The organism is Thermoflexus hugenholtzii JAD2, assembly GCF_900187885.1.
Lineage (GTDB): Bacteria > Chloroflexota > Anaerolineae > Thermoflexales > Thermoflexaceae > Thermoflexus > Thermoflexus hugenholtzii.
The window spans coordinates 1-16,389 of record NZ_FYEK01000041.1 but is presented as its reverse complement, the minus strand read 5'-3'; the positions used below and the strand labels follow the sequence as shown (position 1 = coordinate 16,389).

At 69.0% G+C, this 16,389-nt stretch carries 12 protein-coding genes, 1 tRNA gene and 1 pseudogene; 3 read left to right on the top strand and 11 right to left on the bottom strand.

Annotated elements, in window-relative coordinates; translation table 11 throughout:
* Positions 1-11: 11 nt before the first annotated feature.
* The 6 genes and pseudogenes from fbp to CFB18_RS10235 form a co-directional block, all read right to left on the bottom strand.
* A complete protein-coding gene (gene fbp, locus CFB18_RS10255) occupies positions 12-1,163 on the bottom strand; it encodes a fructose-1,6-bisphosphate aldolase/phosphatase (RefSeq protein WP_088571716.1) in 1,152 nt (383 codons plus the stop codon).
* Positions 1,164-1,237: 74 nt separating this feature from the next.
* Entirely contained in the window at positions 1,238-2,020 is a 783-nt protein-coding gene (locus tag CFB18_RS10250; protein WP_088571738.1) for a DUF4058 family protein, read from the bottom strand.
* A 32-nt stretch (positions 2,021-2,052) separates the two neighbouring features.
* The gene (locus CFB18_RS10245) at positions 2,053-2,841 is read right to left on the bottom strand and encodes a DUF4058 family protein (RefSeq protein ID WP_088571715.1); all 789 of its coding nucleotides are present in this window, start codon (positions 2,839-2,841) and stop codon (positions 2,053-2,055) included.
* A gap of 12 nt (positions 2,842-2,853) precedes the next feature.
* The gene (gcvT, locus tag CFB18_RS16565; RefSeq protein WP_407084012.1) at positions 2,854-4,545 is read right to left on the bottom strand and encodes a glycine cleavage system aminomethyltransferase GcvT; all 1,692 of its coding nucleotides are present in this window, start codon (positions 4,543-4,545) and stop codon (positions 2,854-2,856) included.
* A gap of 81 nt (positions 4,546-4,626) precedes the next feature.
* Positions 4,627-6,027 (bottom strand): annotated as a pseudogene (locus tag CFB18_RS16560) (serine hydroxymethyltransferase); the annotation flags it as partial.
* Between the two features lie 234 nt (positions 6,028-6,261).
* Positions 6,262-6,570, bottom strand: a complete 309-nt coding sequence (locus CFB18_RS10235) for an HrpJ domain-containing protein (protein ID WP_088571713.1) — start codon at positions 6,568-6,570, stop codon at positions 6,262-6,264.
* Between the two features lie 383 nt (positions 6,571-6,953).
* Here CFB18_RS10235 and CFB18_RS10230 point away from each other — a divergent pair, with 383 nt between their 5' ends.
* On the top strand, positions 6,954-8,984 hold the full coding sequence (locus CFB18_RS10230; RefSeq protein ID WP_159461695.1) for a WD40 repeat domain-containing protein: 2,031 nt from the start codon (positions 6,954-6,956) through the stop codon (positions 8,982-8,984).
* Between the two features lie 368 nt (positions 8,985-9,352).
* Entirely contained in the window at positions 9,353-10,516 is a 1,164-nt protein-coding gene (locus CFB18_RS10225) for a TolB-like translocation protein (RefSeq protein WP_088571711.1), read from the top strand.
* A 14-nt stretch (positions 10,517-10,530) separates the two neighbouring features.
* Here the strand turns inward: CFB18_RS10225 and CFB18_RS10220 are convergent, their stop codons facing one another.
* From CFB18_RS10220 to CFB18_RS10200, 5 genes are all read right to left on the bottom strand, one after another.
* The gene (locus CFB18_RS10220; protein WP_088571710.1) at positions 10,531-11,877 is read right to left on the bottom strand and encodes a hypothetical protein; all 1,347 of its coding nucleotides are present in this window, start codon (positions 11,875-11,877) and stop codon (positions 10,531-10,533) included.
* Entirely contained in the window at positions 11,867-13,018 is a 1,152-nt protein-coding gene (locus tag CFB18_RS10215) for a deoxyguanosinetriphosphate triphosphohydrolase (protein WP_088571709.1), read from the bottom strand. Before CFB18_RS10215 ends, CFB18_RS10220 begins: the two co-directional genes overlap by 11 nt.
* Positions 13,019-13,040: 22 nt before the next feature.
* Positions 13,041-14,831: a threonine--tRNA ligase gene (thrS, locus tag CFB18_RS10210; protein WP_088571708.1), complete on the bottom strand. Its 1,791-nt coding sequence runs from the start codon at positions 14,829-14,831 to the stop codon at positions 13,041-13,043.
* A 400-nt stretch (positions 14,832-15,231) separates the two neighbouring features.
* Positions 15,232-15,305 (bottom strand) — tRNA-Val (locus CFB18_RS10205).
* 120 nt (positions 15,306-15,425) lie between these two features.
* Complete coding sequence (locus CFB18_RS10200) at positions 15,426-15,812, bottom strand: hypothetical protein (RefSeq protein WP_088571707.1); 387 nt, start codon at positions 15,810-15,812, stop codon at positions 15,426-15,428.
* On the opposite strand from CFB18_RS10200, the gene CFB18_RS10195 reads away from it, so the two are divergent.
* Positions 15,802-16,146 (top strand): hypothetical protein, encoded by a 345-nt coding sequence (locus CFB18_RS10195; RefSeq protein WP_088571706.1) that lies wholly within the window; start codon positions 15,802-15,804, stop codon positions 16,144-16,146. The two genes, CFB18_RS10200 and CFB18_RS10195, sit on opposite strands and share 11 nt — an antisense overlap.
* The last annotated feature ends 243 nt before the right edge of the window (positions 16,147-16,389 follow it).

Here is a 16,389-nt window from a genome sequence, read left to right as displayed (position 1 = left end):
GAGGCCTCCCCTCAGTCCGCCTCCACCGCGCTGCCGTCGCCTCCGGCGATGGCCGGGTGGGGCTCCGGGAGGGGCTCCCAGCGCCCGGCCAGGCGCTCGGCCACTTCCGGCAGGGTGGTGTATTCCATCTCCTCCATCGGCAGCCGATGGGGCTCGAAGGGACCGTGGCGGCGGAAGTGGTCCGCGATCACGTTGCACAGCCGCCGGGCCTCATCGAAGGCCGGATCGTCGAACATGTCCCGCGGCCCGACCAGCCGGCCGTCGGCCAGCTGGAAGCCCAGGGCCACCACCCGCGGCGGGCCGTCGAAACGGGTGCACTTGGCGTATTGCAGGGGCACCGGCATCAGCGGCCCGTAGTGGGAGCCCCGCATCCAGCCTTCTACAATGTGGGGCATGGTGAAGGGCTCCAGGATCTCCCCCACCGCCGGGAAGATCCCCTGGGCCCGCACGATGCATACCGGATCGTCCTTCCCCACGTAATGCCCGGCGATCAGGGAGAGCCGCTCGGTGGAGGAGACCGCGGCGATCTCCCCTTTCTTGGTGTAGACAGCCTTGATCATGTAGCGGCCCGGCGCCCCGATGAAGACCAGCAGGTCATACATCTCCTCGGGGCAGTTGAAGAAGATGCGCTTGTGGCCTTTCACATCATGGACCTCGAAGCGGAAGCCCTCGTGCAGGGCGGGGGAGATCACCAGGCCGGCCGTGTTGAAGGGATCCGCGAACATGCGGAACAGGGGGAGGTTCCAGGCGCCGGCCGAGGTCTTGTCGGCCATGAAGATGATGATCGGCTCCGAGGGGCGCTCGATGAAGGACATCTCCGCCACCCCCGGCCCCATCCCCCGCACGTTCCCCGAGAAGGCGTCGGCGATGAGATCCTGGCCGGCGCCGTAAAGCTTCATCTCCTTGGCCTTGACGGTGCAGCGCTCGAAGGTCTCCCAGGCCAGGCCGTGGACGATGGGGCTGTCGGTCCCGTGGCGGTGGGTCATGATGAGCTGCAGGTCGTCCCCGCACCAGGTCACGTAGTAATCGACGATCACACCCCGGCGCTGGGCCTCCTCCAGATGCTGCCGGGCCAGGGCCACCAGGTCCGTGTGGATCCCCGAGTGGCCCACCATGCCCCCGATATCGGCCTTGATCACGCTGATCGTGATCTCCTGGCTCATCGCGCACCCCCTATTGAAATGTTAATGTTAAGGAACCCATCGGGGCCCGCAGGCGGCCGCCTGCGTCCCCGGGGCTATCGTCTCCGATATCCCTTCTCCCGGAGCAGGGCGGCGGCCCATTCGGCGAAGGGGGGTTCGAGGGGCGGGACGGGTTCCTCTTCATAGCGAACCCGCAAATCGTAAGCAGCTCGTTCATAGATGGTTTGGAGCAGGCGCCCCAGGTCCACCTCCGGCTCCTCGTCGCCGGGGAGGAGGGGGAGGCGGAAGGTGGGGATGGAGTCGCGGACGGTGAAGACGTAGAGCAGGGCGCGGGGGCGTTGCTCCCAGCGGCTGATCAGGATGCGGTAGTGGCCGTCCCGTCCGTCCCCCATCACCGGCATCGGCTCCCCCGCCCGCAGCAAGTCGATCTCCACCAGGTGGGTCCGGCTGCCCAGCAAGAGCGTTCGCTTCTGCTCGTAGAGCCGGCGGGGCTCCCCCGGTCGCTTGTTGGTGGGCGAGAGGATCTCCATCATGGTGATGACCTCCCCGGTGCCGGCCGCCCGCACCTCCAGATAGGTCTCCCGCAGGATCTCCGGGAGGGGGACTTCCACCACCCGCGCTCCCCGGATCAGGGGGCCGGGCCGTCCAGACTCCGGGAGGGCTTCCGACGTGGGGGCGACGGCGACGTCGGCCCGGATCGGCCATCCCGCTCCCTCCGGGGTGATGAGGTAGAGACGCTCCTCGATGGCCACAATGTAGCGCGGGCGCAGCCGCGGGGCCAACTCATCCCGCAGCGCTGCGATCAGGCTGTTGTGCACGTCCGGCCACAGGGCCGGATGCTCGAGATACGGGTCCATGCCCGGGAACGGCGAAGGCATGGTTCCATCCCCCTTCAGGCGTTTCCCGGCGGTCAGCGGGTCCGCAGTCCCCTCTCCCGGAGCAGGGCGGCGGCCCATTCGGCGAAGGGGGGTTCGAGGGGCGGGACGGGTTCCTCTTCATAGCGAACCCGCAAATCGTAAGCAGCTCGTTCATAGATGGTTTGGAGCAGGCGCCCCAGGTCCACCTCCGGCTCCTCGTCGCCGGGGAGGAGGGGGAGGCGGAAGGTGGGGATGGAGTCGCGGAGGGTGAAGACGTAGAGGAGGGCGCGGGGGCGCTGTTCCCAGCGGCTGATCAGGATGCGGTAGTGGCCGTCCCGTCCGTCCCCCATCACCGGCATCGGCTCCCCCGCCCGCAGCAAGTCGATCTCCACCAGATGCACCCGGCTTCGAAGGATCTCCTCCCGCTTTTGGAGATAAACCCGTTGGCCCTCCCCGGGGGCCTTGTTGGCCGGGGAGAGGATCTCCAGCCAGGTCACCACCTGATGGGTCCCCGCCTCCCGCACCACGAGATAGCGTTCGCGTACTTCCTCCGGCATCGGAAGTGTCACCACGCGCGCCCCGCCGGCTGGGATGGGGATCGACCCGGGGGAGGACGGTAAACCCGAGGGGGCCGCAACCGCCACATCAGACCGGGCCGGGAAGGGGAAAGCGCCGCCTTCCGAAGTGAGCAGATACACCCGCTCCTCCACCTCCACGTAGTAGCGGGGGCGCAGGATCGGTCCCAGATGATCGGCCAATCCCACGATCAGCCGGCTGTGAAGCCCCGGCCACAGGGCCGGATGCTCGAGATACGGATCCATGCCCGGGAACGGCGAAGGCATCCGACTGTCTCCTCAGCGGCTCATGAAGCGGCTCACCACCTGAGCGGGGATGGGCACGGTCAGCCGATCACCGATCTTCGGCCGCTCGGGCAGGTTTCCGCTTCCCACAATGATCCCGATGGGTGTCCCCTCCGCCTGATGGCTCCGCTCGATCCAGGCCATGCCGGTGAGGAGCCCCTCCGTGTCCATCGCGCAGCTGGTGACGTAGCCGATCACCCGCCCCCGCCGATCCACCACCGCATCCCCCAGCTTCGGCAGCCGGACCCCCTTCTCGGAGATCCGGAAGCGCGCCACCTCCATCGTCCGCTTCGCCTCACGGGCCATGTAGGCCTTCCGTCCGATGAAGAACGGCTTGTAGAGCTTGACGAAGGAGGCGAAGCCGGCGTCGCCGGGGGTGAGATCGAAGGGGCCAGCCAGCTCGTGACCGTAGAGCGGGAGGCCGGCCTCGGTGCGGGTGCTGTCGCGAGCCCCTAGGCCGCACGGCCGAAGGCCGAAGGGCTTGCCGGCGTCCAGCAAGCGCTCGAAGAGGGCCGGCGCCCGGTCCGGGTGGACGAACAGCTCATAACCGATGCGCTCACCGGTGTAGCCGGTGCGGGAGATGATGAGGTCGAAGCCCTGGATCTCCGCGCGCAGGACCTGCCCCCGCTGCAGCGCCGCCAGGCGCTCCCCGGTCCGGCCATCAGCTAGGGACTGGAGGATCTTCAGGGACTGGGGACCCTGAAGGGCGAGGTCCACGCGACAATCATCCCCCCAGCGGCGATCCCGGAGATCCCGCAGGATCACCTCATCGGTGAGCATCGCCCAGGGGCGCTCCCGATCGATCTGGACCTCCCCTCGCGCTACGGCGTTCAGCCAGGCCCAGTCCCGATCGTTGTTGGCCGCGTTGACCACCAGCATGTAGCGGTCCGGCGCCAGCGCGTAGATGATCAGATCGTCCAGCACGTGGCCCTCGGGGTCCAGCAGGTAGGTATACTGGGATTCCCCGACCCGGAGGGACATCACATCGTTGGTGGTCACCCGCTCCAGGAAAGCGCGGGCGCCGGGCCCCTGGACCTCCAGCACGCCCATGTGGGAGACGTCGAAGAGGCCGGCGGCGGTGCGAACCGCCCGGTGTTCCTCGCCCACGCTGGTATACCAGACCGGCATCTCCCAGCCGGCGAAGGGGATCATCTTCGCGCCCAGTTCCCGGTGCAGCTCATAAAGGGAGGTCCGCTTAAGGGGCACGCCCTCCGGCTCGGCGTAGGAGAAGTCCGGCAACGGCGTCAGGCGATGGCGGTGGACCGCATCGACGGCCCGATGGCCGATGAAGAAGGGCTTGTGGATGGCCACGGCGGCCTCGTCGCTCAGGTCCGTCGGGAACCGGGCCTGGGCCCGGGCGGAGACGGCCCGGGGGTCTTCCGCCGGGATCTCCCGCACCCGCAGGGGGCCGGGGAGCTTGGCCCAGACGTCCTCATCGAAACGGACGTAGCCGTCCGAAAGATCCCGCAGCCATGCGGCGACGCGCCCGGCCCGCTCCTCGGGCACCACCAGCCGGAAATTGTCGGGCGCGTCGCGGATCACGTAGGCCGGGCTCATGATCCGGCCGTCGGCCTCCATCAGGAAAGTGGGCGCTCCCTCGCCGACCGGGAGCCCGACCGCCCGCTGGGTGAGGGCCGCGTCCAGGAACTCGGCCGCCCGGTCGCCCCGGATCTCCAGCACGGCCATTCCATCCGCCGCGGGGAGGCGATCGGTGATGAACCAGTAATGAGGGTAGCCGCTTCGGGGGAGCTCCACATCCGCCCCGGCCCGGGCGGCGAGCTCGGCGACTCGCAGTTTCGCTTCCTCCAGGACGTCGAACTCTACCTTGGTCCGGTAGACCAGGTCCCGGCCCACGTAGTAGCGGTGGGGCTTACAGGCCCACAGCACGTCGGCGATGATGTCCGCCAGGGCCTCGACCTCCGGCTCCCGGAACCCCCGCTGGGTGATCCAGGGGGTCCCCAGGCGGATGCCGCTGGCGGCTCCCGCCCCCGTGTCGCCGGGGATGGTGTTGCGGTTGACCACGATCCCGGCCAGGTCCAGCACCCGGGCCGCCGGGTCGCCCATGAGCGGCGTCCCATCCGGGCCGCGCACCGACTTGCAGTCCACCAGGAGCAGGTGGGTGTTGGTGCCGCCGTAGGGGATGCGGAGGCCGCGCTCAGCCAGGCGCCGGGCCATGGCCTGGGCGTTGCGCACGATCTGATGCTGCAGCTCGCGGAACTGAGGGGTGCGGGCCAGTTTGAAGGCCACCGCCAGGGCGGCGAAGACGTTCACATGGGGTCCGCCCTGCTCCCCCGGGAAGACCGCGCGATCGATCTTCTTCGCCAGGTCCGGGTCCGTGGTCAGGATGCAGGCCCCGCGGGGGCCCATGATGGTCTTGTGGGTGGTGAAGGTGATCACGTGGGCATAGCCCAGGGGGTTCGGATAGGCCCCGGCGATGACCATCCCGGCGGTGTGGGCGATGTCGGCCAGCAGATACGCCCCCACCTCATCGGCGATCTCCCGGAAGCGCTTCCAGTCCGGCGCCCAGGGGTAGGAGGTGTAGCCGGCGATGATCATCTTCGGCCGGTGTTGCCGGGCCAGTTCACGGATCTGATCGTAATCCAGGCGCTCCGTCTGGGGATCCACCGTATACCAGACGATGCGGTAGTGCTTGCCCGAGCGGTTGACCGGGGAGCCGTGGGTGAGGTGGCCGCCGTGGACGAGGGACATGCCCATCACCGTATCCCCCGGCTGGAGGAGGGCTTCGTAGACGGCGTTGTTGGCCGGGGCGCCGGAGAGGGGCTGGACGTTGACGAAGATGCGCTCGGGAGGGATCTCCGGGGTGGCGAAGGCTTCAGCACAGCGCCGCCGGGCCAGGGCCTCCACAATGTCCGCGTATTCCACGCCCTTGTAATACCGCTGGTCGCTGTATCGCCGGTAGAACCCCAGCTGATCCTCGTAATCCAGCAGCTCGGCTTCCGTCTGGGTTCGGGTGCGCTCGTGGGGGTAGCCTTCGGCGTAGAGGTTCTGGAACACGGAGCCCAGGGCCTCACGGACGGCCGCCGGGGCGTAGGACTCGGAGGGGATGAGGATGAGCTTGCGGATCTGGCGCTCGTGCTCGTAGCGGATCAGGGCGGCCACGTCCGGATCCACTTCCGCCAGTGAACCCCGGAACAGGAAATCCGACATAGGCTTCTCCTTCGCTGATCTCACAAGGGGTGGTTCGCTTTTATCTTAGTGGGGGGAAAAGGGCGCGTCAAGGCGGGCGGACAGAGGACTGGCCCCCCCACCTTTTGGGGGATGAGCGGGTATATCGAATGGGAAAAACTTTCCCGGGAGGCGCCCCATGCCGGAACGGCTCAGCGGGCTCGTGAGTGGGCGATGGCTCCGGGGGCGGCCCCCGCTCCGCCCGGGGAAGCGCAACTAACGTCCTTTCAGGTGATGGCGCAGAAGACGGCGCAGCTCGCCGGGCCACGATCCGGAGGGGTGCTGGGATGGGCTTCGGACCACGCGGCGGATGGCGGCGCGGATCTCTTCTGGATCATAGTCCTCCAAGGAGGCAGCCAGAGCCTGGAGGAGCTCCCGCATCTCCGGGGACAGGGGGGCGCCTGTCTCATGATCCAGCTCCACCAGGGCCAGCAGCAGCGCCCGCTCGTCCTCCGAGAGCGCTCTCAACCGCTCCGCCAGACGCCGGAGCTCCTCCGGCGGAAGGGAGGATCCGAATTCGCTCACCGGATCTCCTCCTCACGTAGTTAAAGAGAAGCCGAGCTCTTCCATTTTGCCCTGATTCGTGCGAGCGGCCAACTCTCACGGACCCGCCCGGATCCATGGCTGCGGGAAGGCCAAAACTCCCATAAACGCTAAAATAGAGCCGGCAAACCGCGTGGAAAGATCTGTTCCGCCGGAGGGGGGCCAAGATGTCGGGCTTTCGAACCGCGTGGCGGGGGCGCTTCCTCTTCTTTCTCATCCTGCTTTCCGGTTGCAGGGCGCTACCTTCACCTCCTTCTCCTTCCACACCCCTGCCGGAAACCCCAGTGGAAACCCGGATGCCCGCGCCGCTCGCCACTCCGTCTCCGATTCCTACTCCTACGATCCGGATCCGGTTCGGGGAACCTGTGTGGATCGGACGCGGCGGATTGCGGGCCGCGCGCTTCACCCCCGACGCGCAGTCTCTGATCCTGGGCTGGAGCGTGGGCGTCTCCCGCGTCCGCATCCCGGATCTTCGGGAGGAATGGTTCACGCCCCTCCCGGCCCCGCTGCGGGCCATGGGGATCGATTCGCGCGGGCGGTGGGCGGCTGCGGTGCTGGAGAGCGGAGCCGTCGTCCGACTTTCCCTGACGGATGGGAGCACCCGCTTCCTCACCCCTCTGGCACCGAACGCCCAGTGGTGCGGCCTGGACTGGTCGCCGGACGGGGAGTGGACCGCAGTCCAGTGCATCGGGCCCAATCGAGGGGATCCCATCACCCTGATCCACTGGGAGACCGGGACGGTCCGGGAGGTGCCGGATTCCCGGATCTCCCCCGGCGTCCTCCCTTCGCCCTACTGGTCCGGGGATGGACGGGGCGTGTTGCTCGCCGCACTACAGCCCCCCTGCCCACGCTTCCTCGACGTTCAGAGCGGCGCGGTCCGCTGGGCGCTAAGGGTCGGCGAGCAATGCCTCTCGGCCTGGACCCTCGCTGGGTCCCCGGACGGGCGACAGCTGGCGGTTCCAGCCTCCCAGGGGGTGCTCCTCCTGGATAGCTCCAGCGGCCAGGTGGTCGCTCGCCTGCGGGGGGATCCGGTGAGCGGCTTTCCAGCCCTGGACGTCCCCCGCGAGACCCTCTTCTATGACGCCTCGGGGGAGCGGCTGGCGGCTCTGGGCTCCCACGGGTTGGGAAGCGGCGCGCCCCCGCCGCCGATGCCCACTCAGGTTTGGGCGCTGGGCTCCGGTCGTCGCCTGGGGGCGCGGCCGGTGGGCCCCGGGGATCCAGAGCCCCTCGCCGGGGCCTTCGCAGACGATACGCTGCGCATCCTGTACGAAGATGGGATCCTGACGGCGTGGCGTTACACGCAGGGAGCGGAGGAGGCCCTGGGACGGCTGTCCACGGAGGATGCGATGCCGCCGCTGATGATGTCCCTGGATGGGCGCTATGTGGCGGCGAATCTGCGCCACGGTGGCGCGGCGATCTGGGCGGTCGCCCCCTCCGCCACGCCGGTCCGTCGCCTGAGCCCGCCGTGGCGTCACCCGGTCCTCAGCCCGGATGGCGCCCGGGTCCTGGTCGCCAACCCGGAGGAGGACATCAGCCACCTGCTGGAGCGCGAGACCGGCCAGCTCCGACGTGTCCTGCCGGGCGGCCGACGGGGTCCGCAAGGGGCCGCCTTCTCGGCGGACGGGCGGATGCTCGCTTATGGGGACGGAGCACGGGTGCGCGTCGTGCGCCTCCCGGAGGGCACGGAGGAGGCGGTGCTGGAAGGCTTCCCATCGGGGCAGGAGATCCATCTCGTGGTCTGGGCCCCGGACGGCCAGGCCCTGGCCGCCGCCAGCGGGGTCGCCAGCGGAAGCTCAAGCCTGGAGCCCGGCCTGATCCAGATCTGGCGTCGGGGATCTGAGGGACGCTGGGAACCCGTGGGCCGGAGCGTCTCCGTTCGCACGACCTACGCCCGGCCGCTCATCGCCTTCAGCCCGGAGGGAGAGTGGGTGGCGGTGGAGGAGATGCCGTCCCTGGAGGCCGGGGCCAGCGCGGTGCGGGTGATCGATCGGCGCCGCGGCGCCGAGACCCTCCGCTTGGCCGAGCACGAGCTGGTGGGATGGCTCGACGCCCGGCGCCTGGTGACCGTCCTGCCCGGGACCTCCGAGCTGTCGATCCGGGATGTCGAAACAGGGGAGCGAAGCGCCCGTCGCTTCCCCCGGACCGGCTCCGAGGTCTTCGATCTGAGCCGCATGCTCATCGCCCGGCCCTCCGGAGCGCGAGGCGGTCCCGACATCGGACGAGCGGTGGAGGTGATCGATGGAGGGACGGGGGAGCGCCTCGCCCATCTCCATCACGGCAGCGACATCATTGAGATCCGGTGGTCCCCGGACGGCCGATGGTTGCTCTCGCTGGGAAGCGATGGCGCCCTCCGGGCTTGGCCGGTGATGGAGCCCGCCGGACGACCGGGCGGATGATGGGGGCGCGTGGCGCCTCGAGGTGATGGCACGCTTCGAATGCCGGGCGGCCAGGAAGGGAGTCGATGGGTTGAACGATGAGAGGAGGATCTCGATGTGGGCGAAGCGGGGCTTTTTCATCCTGCTGGTGGCCCTGATCACCTGGGCCTGCCGGGGGAGGGCGGAGACGCCTCCGCCTTCCCCTTCTCCTTCCCCAAGCGTTCCACACACGCCGGCGGCGGTGGCTTCGCCGGAGCTTGAGCTGCAACGGCATCGAGCGCCTACCCCGACGGCAACGTCCACCCCGACCCCGCCCTCCTTACCGGCGGGATGGGCCTGTCGGGGGACCGAGGGGCCGGCCGGCTCGCCTTCATTCAGGGTGGGGATCTATGGGTCCGGGAGCTCCCGGAGGGTGCTCCCCTCCGGTTGACCGCCGGCGGCGGGATACGCATGCCCCGCTGGTCCCCCTCCGGTCGCTGGCTGCTCTGGCGCAGGAAGCCGAGATCCAGATCTTCGACGCGCAGGGACGCCTGATCCAGCGCCTTCCCGGCACCGATTTCCGCTGGTCCCCGAAGGAGGATCGGCTGGCCGTGCGGACGGCGGACGGGGCCCTGATGGGGCTCTCCCCCGGGGGGACGCCGCGCACGTTGCTCCCCGCGGGAACCGGGGTGGATCGGATCGCCTGGAGCCCGGACGGCCGCTGGATCGCCTATTCGGGGCTGAGGTTCCTGGAGGGGGAAAAGGATCTCTACACCGGACAGCCCGGGGCGCGTTACGCGTTCCTGGGCCGCGTCCGGGCCGAGGGAGGGCCTCCTCAGGAGCTCCTCCACGCCGGTCGTCCTTCCGCCTATGGCCTCCTCCTGGCCGGATGGGCGCCCGACGGCCAGGCCCTGCTCTATTGGGTGGACCCCATGTTCTCCGCATCCATCCTCGCAGATGGAGTTCCCCTGCGTCTCCTCCCGACGCGAGGGGGCCCCTCCCGGTCGCTGACGGTGGAACCCATGCTGGCTTATGAGGATTTCCTCGCGCCCTCGCCCACGGGTGGGGATCGCATTGCGGTGGTGGTGGGAGGATATCGGGGCGCGTGGACCAACAAGCGGCTCCACCTGCTCTCCGCCCGCACCGGGGAGGGCCAGGCGCTCTCCCCCCCGCTCCTCGCCGTCTCCTCCCCTGCTTGGTCGACGGATGGAACGCGGATCGCGTTCGTGGCCATGCCGGACCGGGGGGATCTGGTGGGCGGCGAGGACGCCCGCCAGGCTCTGCTCCAGCGGCGCCTGTTTGTGGTGGACGTCGCCGACGAGCCCCATTGGCGGCAGCTGACCGAGGACCCGGCTTATCGGGACGAATATCCCCGCTGGGCCGGCGAGTGGATCCTGTTCGTCCGCCTGGATCGCTGGGATCGATCCTCGCTGTGGGCGATCCCCGCAGCGGGCGGAACTCCGTGCGGGGTCCTGGAGGCGCTGGATCCCCGTGGGGATTGGTTCGGATACTATGGCCATCTCGATTGGGGGAGCTACCTGGATGTGTGGTCCCCACCGACGTCCGCCCGATGAAGGGGTAATCCATCTCAGCGAGGTAAGCGAGCAGAGGGCGGGGTGGACTCCACGATGTAAACGGGCATCCCGCCGATCATACAGGTGCCTCCCAGGCGCTGGGCGCATCGGGCTCCCGGCAGGAGGACCCGGTAGCCCGTCGGGAGCCGCTCCAACGGAACCGGGCGCCCCAGGCCGTCGACGGCCAGGCGGAGGCTCCCCCGCCGCGCCAGGGTCACCGTTTGGGAAGCAGGGACGCGAGACCAGGCGACGCGGACCCAGGCGTCGGCCCGCTTCGCCTCCACCACGGCCACCGTGTCGTGGCGGACCCGCGCCGCATCCCGGAGCTGGCCCAGGAGGCGGATGGCCACGTGGTAAGCCTGGAAGGCGGGCCGGGGCGTGCCGTCCTCCCGGACCAGCCCGAAGGGCTCGGGGTTGGCGAAGTGATCCGTGGGGTTGTCGATCAGCTTGTAGACCGCCACCCGTTCGGCCCCGGCGGCGAAGGCCAGGGCGACGGCCTGGCCGATGAAGGCGGCCTGCTCCTCCAAAGTGACCCGGAACATCGGGCGGGGCACCGGCCACGTCGGGTCCTCCGAGGGCGCGGCGTTGGTCTCAGTGAGCCAGATGGGCTTGTCGAAGCCGTGGGCCTGCATCCGCTCGTGATGCCAGCGGATCAGCTCGTAGATGCTGTCTGGGTTGAAGTAAAGGTTCACGCACAGCCCATCGAAATACCGGTTGTAGCGGGGCGCCTCCGGATCCTGAGCCAGGGCCTCCAGGAACCGCTCGAAGTAAGGCCGGCGGCCGTAGACCGCGTCCCACCAGTAGGTGAAGGCGCCGAGCAGCACCCGGTTCTCCCGGTTCAGCCCCTTGAGGGTGCGATAGGCCACCCGCACCAGACGGACGAAGTCCGCCTCGCTGCCGCCCCAGGTGTAGCCGGGATAAGCGGGATCCCAGATGTCCGGCTCGTTCCAGATGATCCAGGTGCGGATGTAGGGATACGTGGTGGCCAGACGGCGGAGGAAAGCGGCCCACAGGTTCTCCGGGCGGCTCTCCTCCTCGTAGAGGCCTCTCGGAACGCCGGGGACCTTCGGGTCGGCCTGGGCCCACCGGGGGGTCCCCAGCACCAGGGCGGCGATCTCCCGTCCGGCCCGATGCTCCGCCTCCAGGCGCTCCGCCGGCCACGGCGGGTTCCAGTCCTGCGGGCCCCCCGGCTGGATCTCGTTCCAGGCGAAGCGCACCCGGGTCCAGGCGACGCCCAGCTCCGCGGCCCGCTCCGGCGCCTCCGGCGACTCCACCACCCCGAACCGGGGATCCGGCGGCGCGGCAGCCAGCAGGAGAAGGGCGAGAAGGAAGCCGGCACGGCCCTGCCGGTTACAGCACATCCGTCACCTCATACAGGCGGCGGTATTCCTCCAGGGCGAAGCGGTCCGTCATCCCGGCGATGTAGTCGCAGACCACGCGGTGCAGGTCCCCTTCCTCCCGGATGCGCTCCTGGACCCAGTAGGGGAGCTGTTCGGGCTCCTGGATATACGCCCGGAAGAGGGCTTCGAGGATCCGCTCCGCTTTGGCCTGCATGCGCACCAAGTGGGGATGCCGGTAGAGGCGACGGTAGAGGAACGCCTTGAGCTCCCGGACCTTCGCGGCCATCTCCTCGGAGAAGCCGACGAGGGGATGCGGGTGATCGCGGACCTCGTCCGGGGAACGGGGTTGAACGACCTGCAGGCGCTGGTCGGTGGCGGTGATCACGTCGGTGACCATCCGGCCGATGAGGCGGCGCACCAATCGATAACGGATCAGGTCGCTGAACCCCCGGCCATCCCAGCCGATGGAGCGCTGGAGCTCCTCCCAGAGGGCCAGGCCCTCCAGGTCCTCCGGTCGGATCAACGCCGCCCGCAGCCCGTCGTCCAGGTCGTGGGCGGTGTAGGCCAGCTCGTCGGCGACGTTGGCGATCTGGCCCTCCAGGGTGGGGCGGCGGTGGGGCTCGAAGTCGCGGATCATGGGATGGTCGTATTCCGTCTCGTGCTTGACCAGCCCCTCCAGCACCTCGTAGGTGAGGTTCAGGCCGCGGAACTCAGGGTAGCGCCGTTCGAGATGGGTCACGATGCGGTAGGACTGGGCGTTGTGCTCGAAGCCCCCATGTTCCCGCATCAGGCGGTCCAGGGCTTGCTCCCCGGCGTGGCCGAAGGGCGGGTGGCCCAGATCGTGGGCCAGACAGATGGCTTCCACCAGGTCCTCGTTGACCCCCAGGGCCCGGGCGATGGTGCGGCCGATCTGGGCCACCTCCAGGGTGTGGGTGAGGCGGGTGCGGTAGTAGTCGCCTTCGGTGACGATGAAGACCTGGGTTTTGTGCTTCAACCGGCGGAAGGCGGTGGTGTGGAGGATGCGGTCGCGGTCCCGCTGGAAGGCGGTGCGGTAGGCGTGCTCGGGCTCCGGGTAGCGACGGCCCCGGCTGAGCCGGCTGCGTTGGCCATAAGGGGCGAGGATCTGATCCTCGATGGCCTCGAGCTCCTCTCGGGTGCGCATCGCTGCAACCCTCTCCGAGCGCTCACAGCCCGCGCCGGCTGCGGATGGCCTCCATGGCCCGGCCCAGGAAGGCCTCCAGGCTCATCGCCCCCAGATCCTCCCCGGTCCGCAGGCGCACGGCCACCGTGCCCGCCGCCTGCTCCCGATCCCCCACGATCAGCATGTAGGGGACCTTCTGGAGCTGGGCGTCGCGGATCTTGGCCTGCATCCGCTCGCTCCCGTCGTCCACCTCGACCCGCAGGCCGGCCGCCCGCAGCTTCGCCCCCACCTCCTGGGCGTAAGGGACGTGGCGGTCGGTGATGGGGATGACCACGACCTGGACCGGGGCCAGCCAGACCGGGAAGGCGCCGGCGTAGTGCTCGGTGAGGATGCCGATGAAGCGCTCGAAGGAGCCGAAGATGGCCCGATGGATCATCACCGGCCGCTTGGGCGTCCCGTCCCGATCCATATACTCCAGCCCGAACCGCTCCGGCATCTGGAAGTCCAGCTGCACCGTGGCCAGCTGCCAGTCGCGGCCGATGGCGTCCTTCACCTGGACGTCGATCTTGGGCCCGTAGAAGGCGCCCTCGCCTTCCTTCAGGCCGTATTCGATGCCCCGGCGCTCCAGGGCCTGGCGCAGGGCCTCCTCGGCGATCTCCCACAGCTTCGGATCCCCCATGGCCTTGGGGGGCTTCGTGCTCAGGAAGAACTCCGGCTCGAAGTCGAAGATGCTGTAGAAGCTGTAGATCAGGTCCAGGACGCCGTCGATCTCCTCCAGGATCTGATCGGGCCGGCAGTAGATGTGGGCGTCGTCCATGGTGATCTGCCGCACCCGCAGCATCCCGTGGAGGGTCCCCGAGCGCTCGAAGCGGTGCAGCCGCCCGATCTCGTTCAGCCGCAGCGGCAGGTCCCGGTAGGAGCGCAGGCGGGAACGATAGATGATCGTGGACTCCGGGCAATTCATGGGCTTGAGGGAGAACTCCTGCCCCTCCACCTCCAGCAGGAACATGTTCTCCTTGTAGTGCTCCCAGTGGCCGGACTGCTCCCAGAGCTTGCGGTGGACCAGGATGGGGGTGGAGATCTCCTGGTAGCCCCGGCGGTCGTGCTCCTCCCGCCAGAGGCGCTCCAGCTCGCGGAAGATCACCATCCCCTTCGGGTGCCAGAAGGGGGCGCCCGGGGCGACCTCGTGGAAGGAGAAGAGATCCAGCTCCCGGCCCAGGCGGCGGTGGTCGCGCTTTTTCGCCTCCTCCAGCCGCCAGAGATACTGCTCCAGCTGCTCCGGCGTCTCCCAGGCCGTCCCGTAGATGCGCTGGAGCATGGGCCGGCGCTCGTCGCCCCGCCAGTAGGCCCCGGCCACGTGGAGCAGCTTGAAGGCCCCCGGGTGGATCTGGCCCGTGCGCTCCACGTGGGGCCCCCGGCACAGGTCCTCGAAGGTGTCGTGCCGGTAGGTGGTGAGGACCGGGCGCTGGCCGGGCGGGAGCGGGTTGCCATACTCATCCGTGCCGCGCTGGAGGATGTCCTCGATCAGCTCCAGCTTGTAGGGCTGATCTTTGAAAAGCGTGCGAGCCTCCTCCGGGGTCACCTCGCGGCGGATGAAAGGATGGTCCCCGGCGATGATCTCCCGCATCCGCGCCTCGATCCGCTCCAGGTCCTCCGGCGTCAACGGGCGGGGCAGGTCGAAGTCATAGTAAAAGCCGTCCTCGATGGGCGGCCCGATCCCTAACTTGCCCTCAGGGAACATCTCCAGGACCGCCTGGGCCATGACGTGGGCGCAGGAGTGGCGGATGCGATAGAGCCATGTGTCCTGATAGGGCACGATCTTCTTTTGTGGCATCGGAACCTCCTCCTTTCTTTTCACGGAGCGAAGCTCGGCCGGCGCGGCGGGCCGGTGGCTTCGAAACAAAACGCGCCTCCCGTCCCATCGGGACGAGAGGCGCGGGCCTCCCGCGGTTCCACCCCATTTCGGCCGCGCCCCGGCGCGGCCGCCCTCCGGGCCCGTTAACGGGGGCCAGCCGTCCGCCCCTACCCCGGCCGCGCCGGATCGGGGCGGCCCCTCCGGGGTGGTATCCTCCCGGCCGCCACGACGGGCCCTCTCAGCCGGCGGGGCCCGCGCTCTGGCGTGGCGCGATCGGAAGGACGTGTCCCCTTCCTCGGGTTTGTCGGGCGGGGGCGCAGGGACCTCCCCGCCTCGAGAAGGCAAAGGCCCGCCCCTGAAGGGGCGGGCGCCCAGCGGATGGGCGGTAGAGGACTCGAACCTCTGACCTCCGCGTTGTCAACACGGCGCTCTCACCACCTGAGCTAACCGCCCACGCCTGTAAGAGATTATAGCAAGAGCTCGCCTGGCCCACAAGACCCCGCCGCCCGAGGCCCGGCGGGCGGGTTTTTCAAGACCGTGGATGCATCCGAAAGGGCGGCCCGGGGGTTGCCCCTACTCCAGGCGCCGCACCAGGCCGGTGACGCCGCTGACGAAGAGCGTGGAGAGGAGCCAGCCGGCGGCGATGTGGATCCAAAGGTAGAGCCGGACGAGGGCCCCGAAGGGCTTGCTGGCGTCCGGAAGCCAGAAGCTCTCCTGATGGAGATCCACGATGGGCAGGAAGGCATCCAGGCTGTAGGCGAGGGCCTGAAACCGGGGATAGTCGGGGGGGATCGTCCCGCTGGCGCGATAGAGGGGATCCGTCAGGATCTCCGGGGAGGAGGGGGCCATCAGGTTGGAGGCATCGGCCCATCCGAAGATCAGCGCGCCGATGATCACGAAGGCCAGGCTCCAGAGGAGGGCCCGCCCCGAGCGATAGCCGTGGCCGATGGTGATCCCCAAGACCCGCCGGGTAAGCTTGCTCCACCGGCTCAGCTTCCCAATAGCGGATGAGATCCTCCTGCTTGGCGATCAGCACCTCGACTGCCTCCGCTTCCAGGCCCATCCGGCGGAAGACCTGGGCCAGCTGGTCGTAGGGCTGGGGCCGGAAGTCCGGGAGCTGGCGTCGGAGCCATTCGAGGCGCCGCCGGGCATCCATCGGGGTTCGATCGCCGGCGAACCCTTCGTATTCCAGGCCGTCGATCCGGAGCTGGCCCCGCTGCGGCCAGCTGCCTTCATCGTCCACGATCACCCCGAGCCGGGCGTATTGAAAGTTAAGGCCTCCGTTCAACTCTAATCCGTCCAGGAATACACTCTCCTCCACCGTGGATCGTTCGGCGCGGAGGGCGTCCCCGTTGGGGTTCTCGAGCCGGGCGCCGCGGCAGATCAACGATCCCCCGATGCGGGCCCCCAGCAGCCGCACCGCCCCGGTGGCGTGGAACCCCTGGTTGAGGAACACACTTCCCTCCACCGTCATCAGATCGGCGCGGAGGGCGTCCCCGTTGGGGTTCTCGAGCCGGGCGCCGCGGCAGCGCAACGA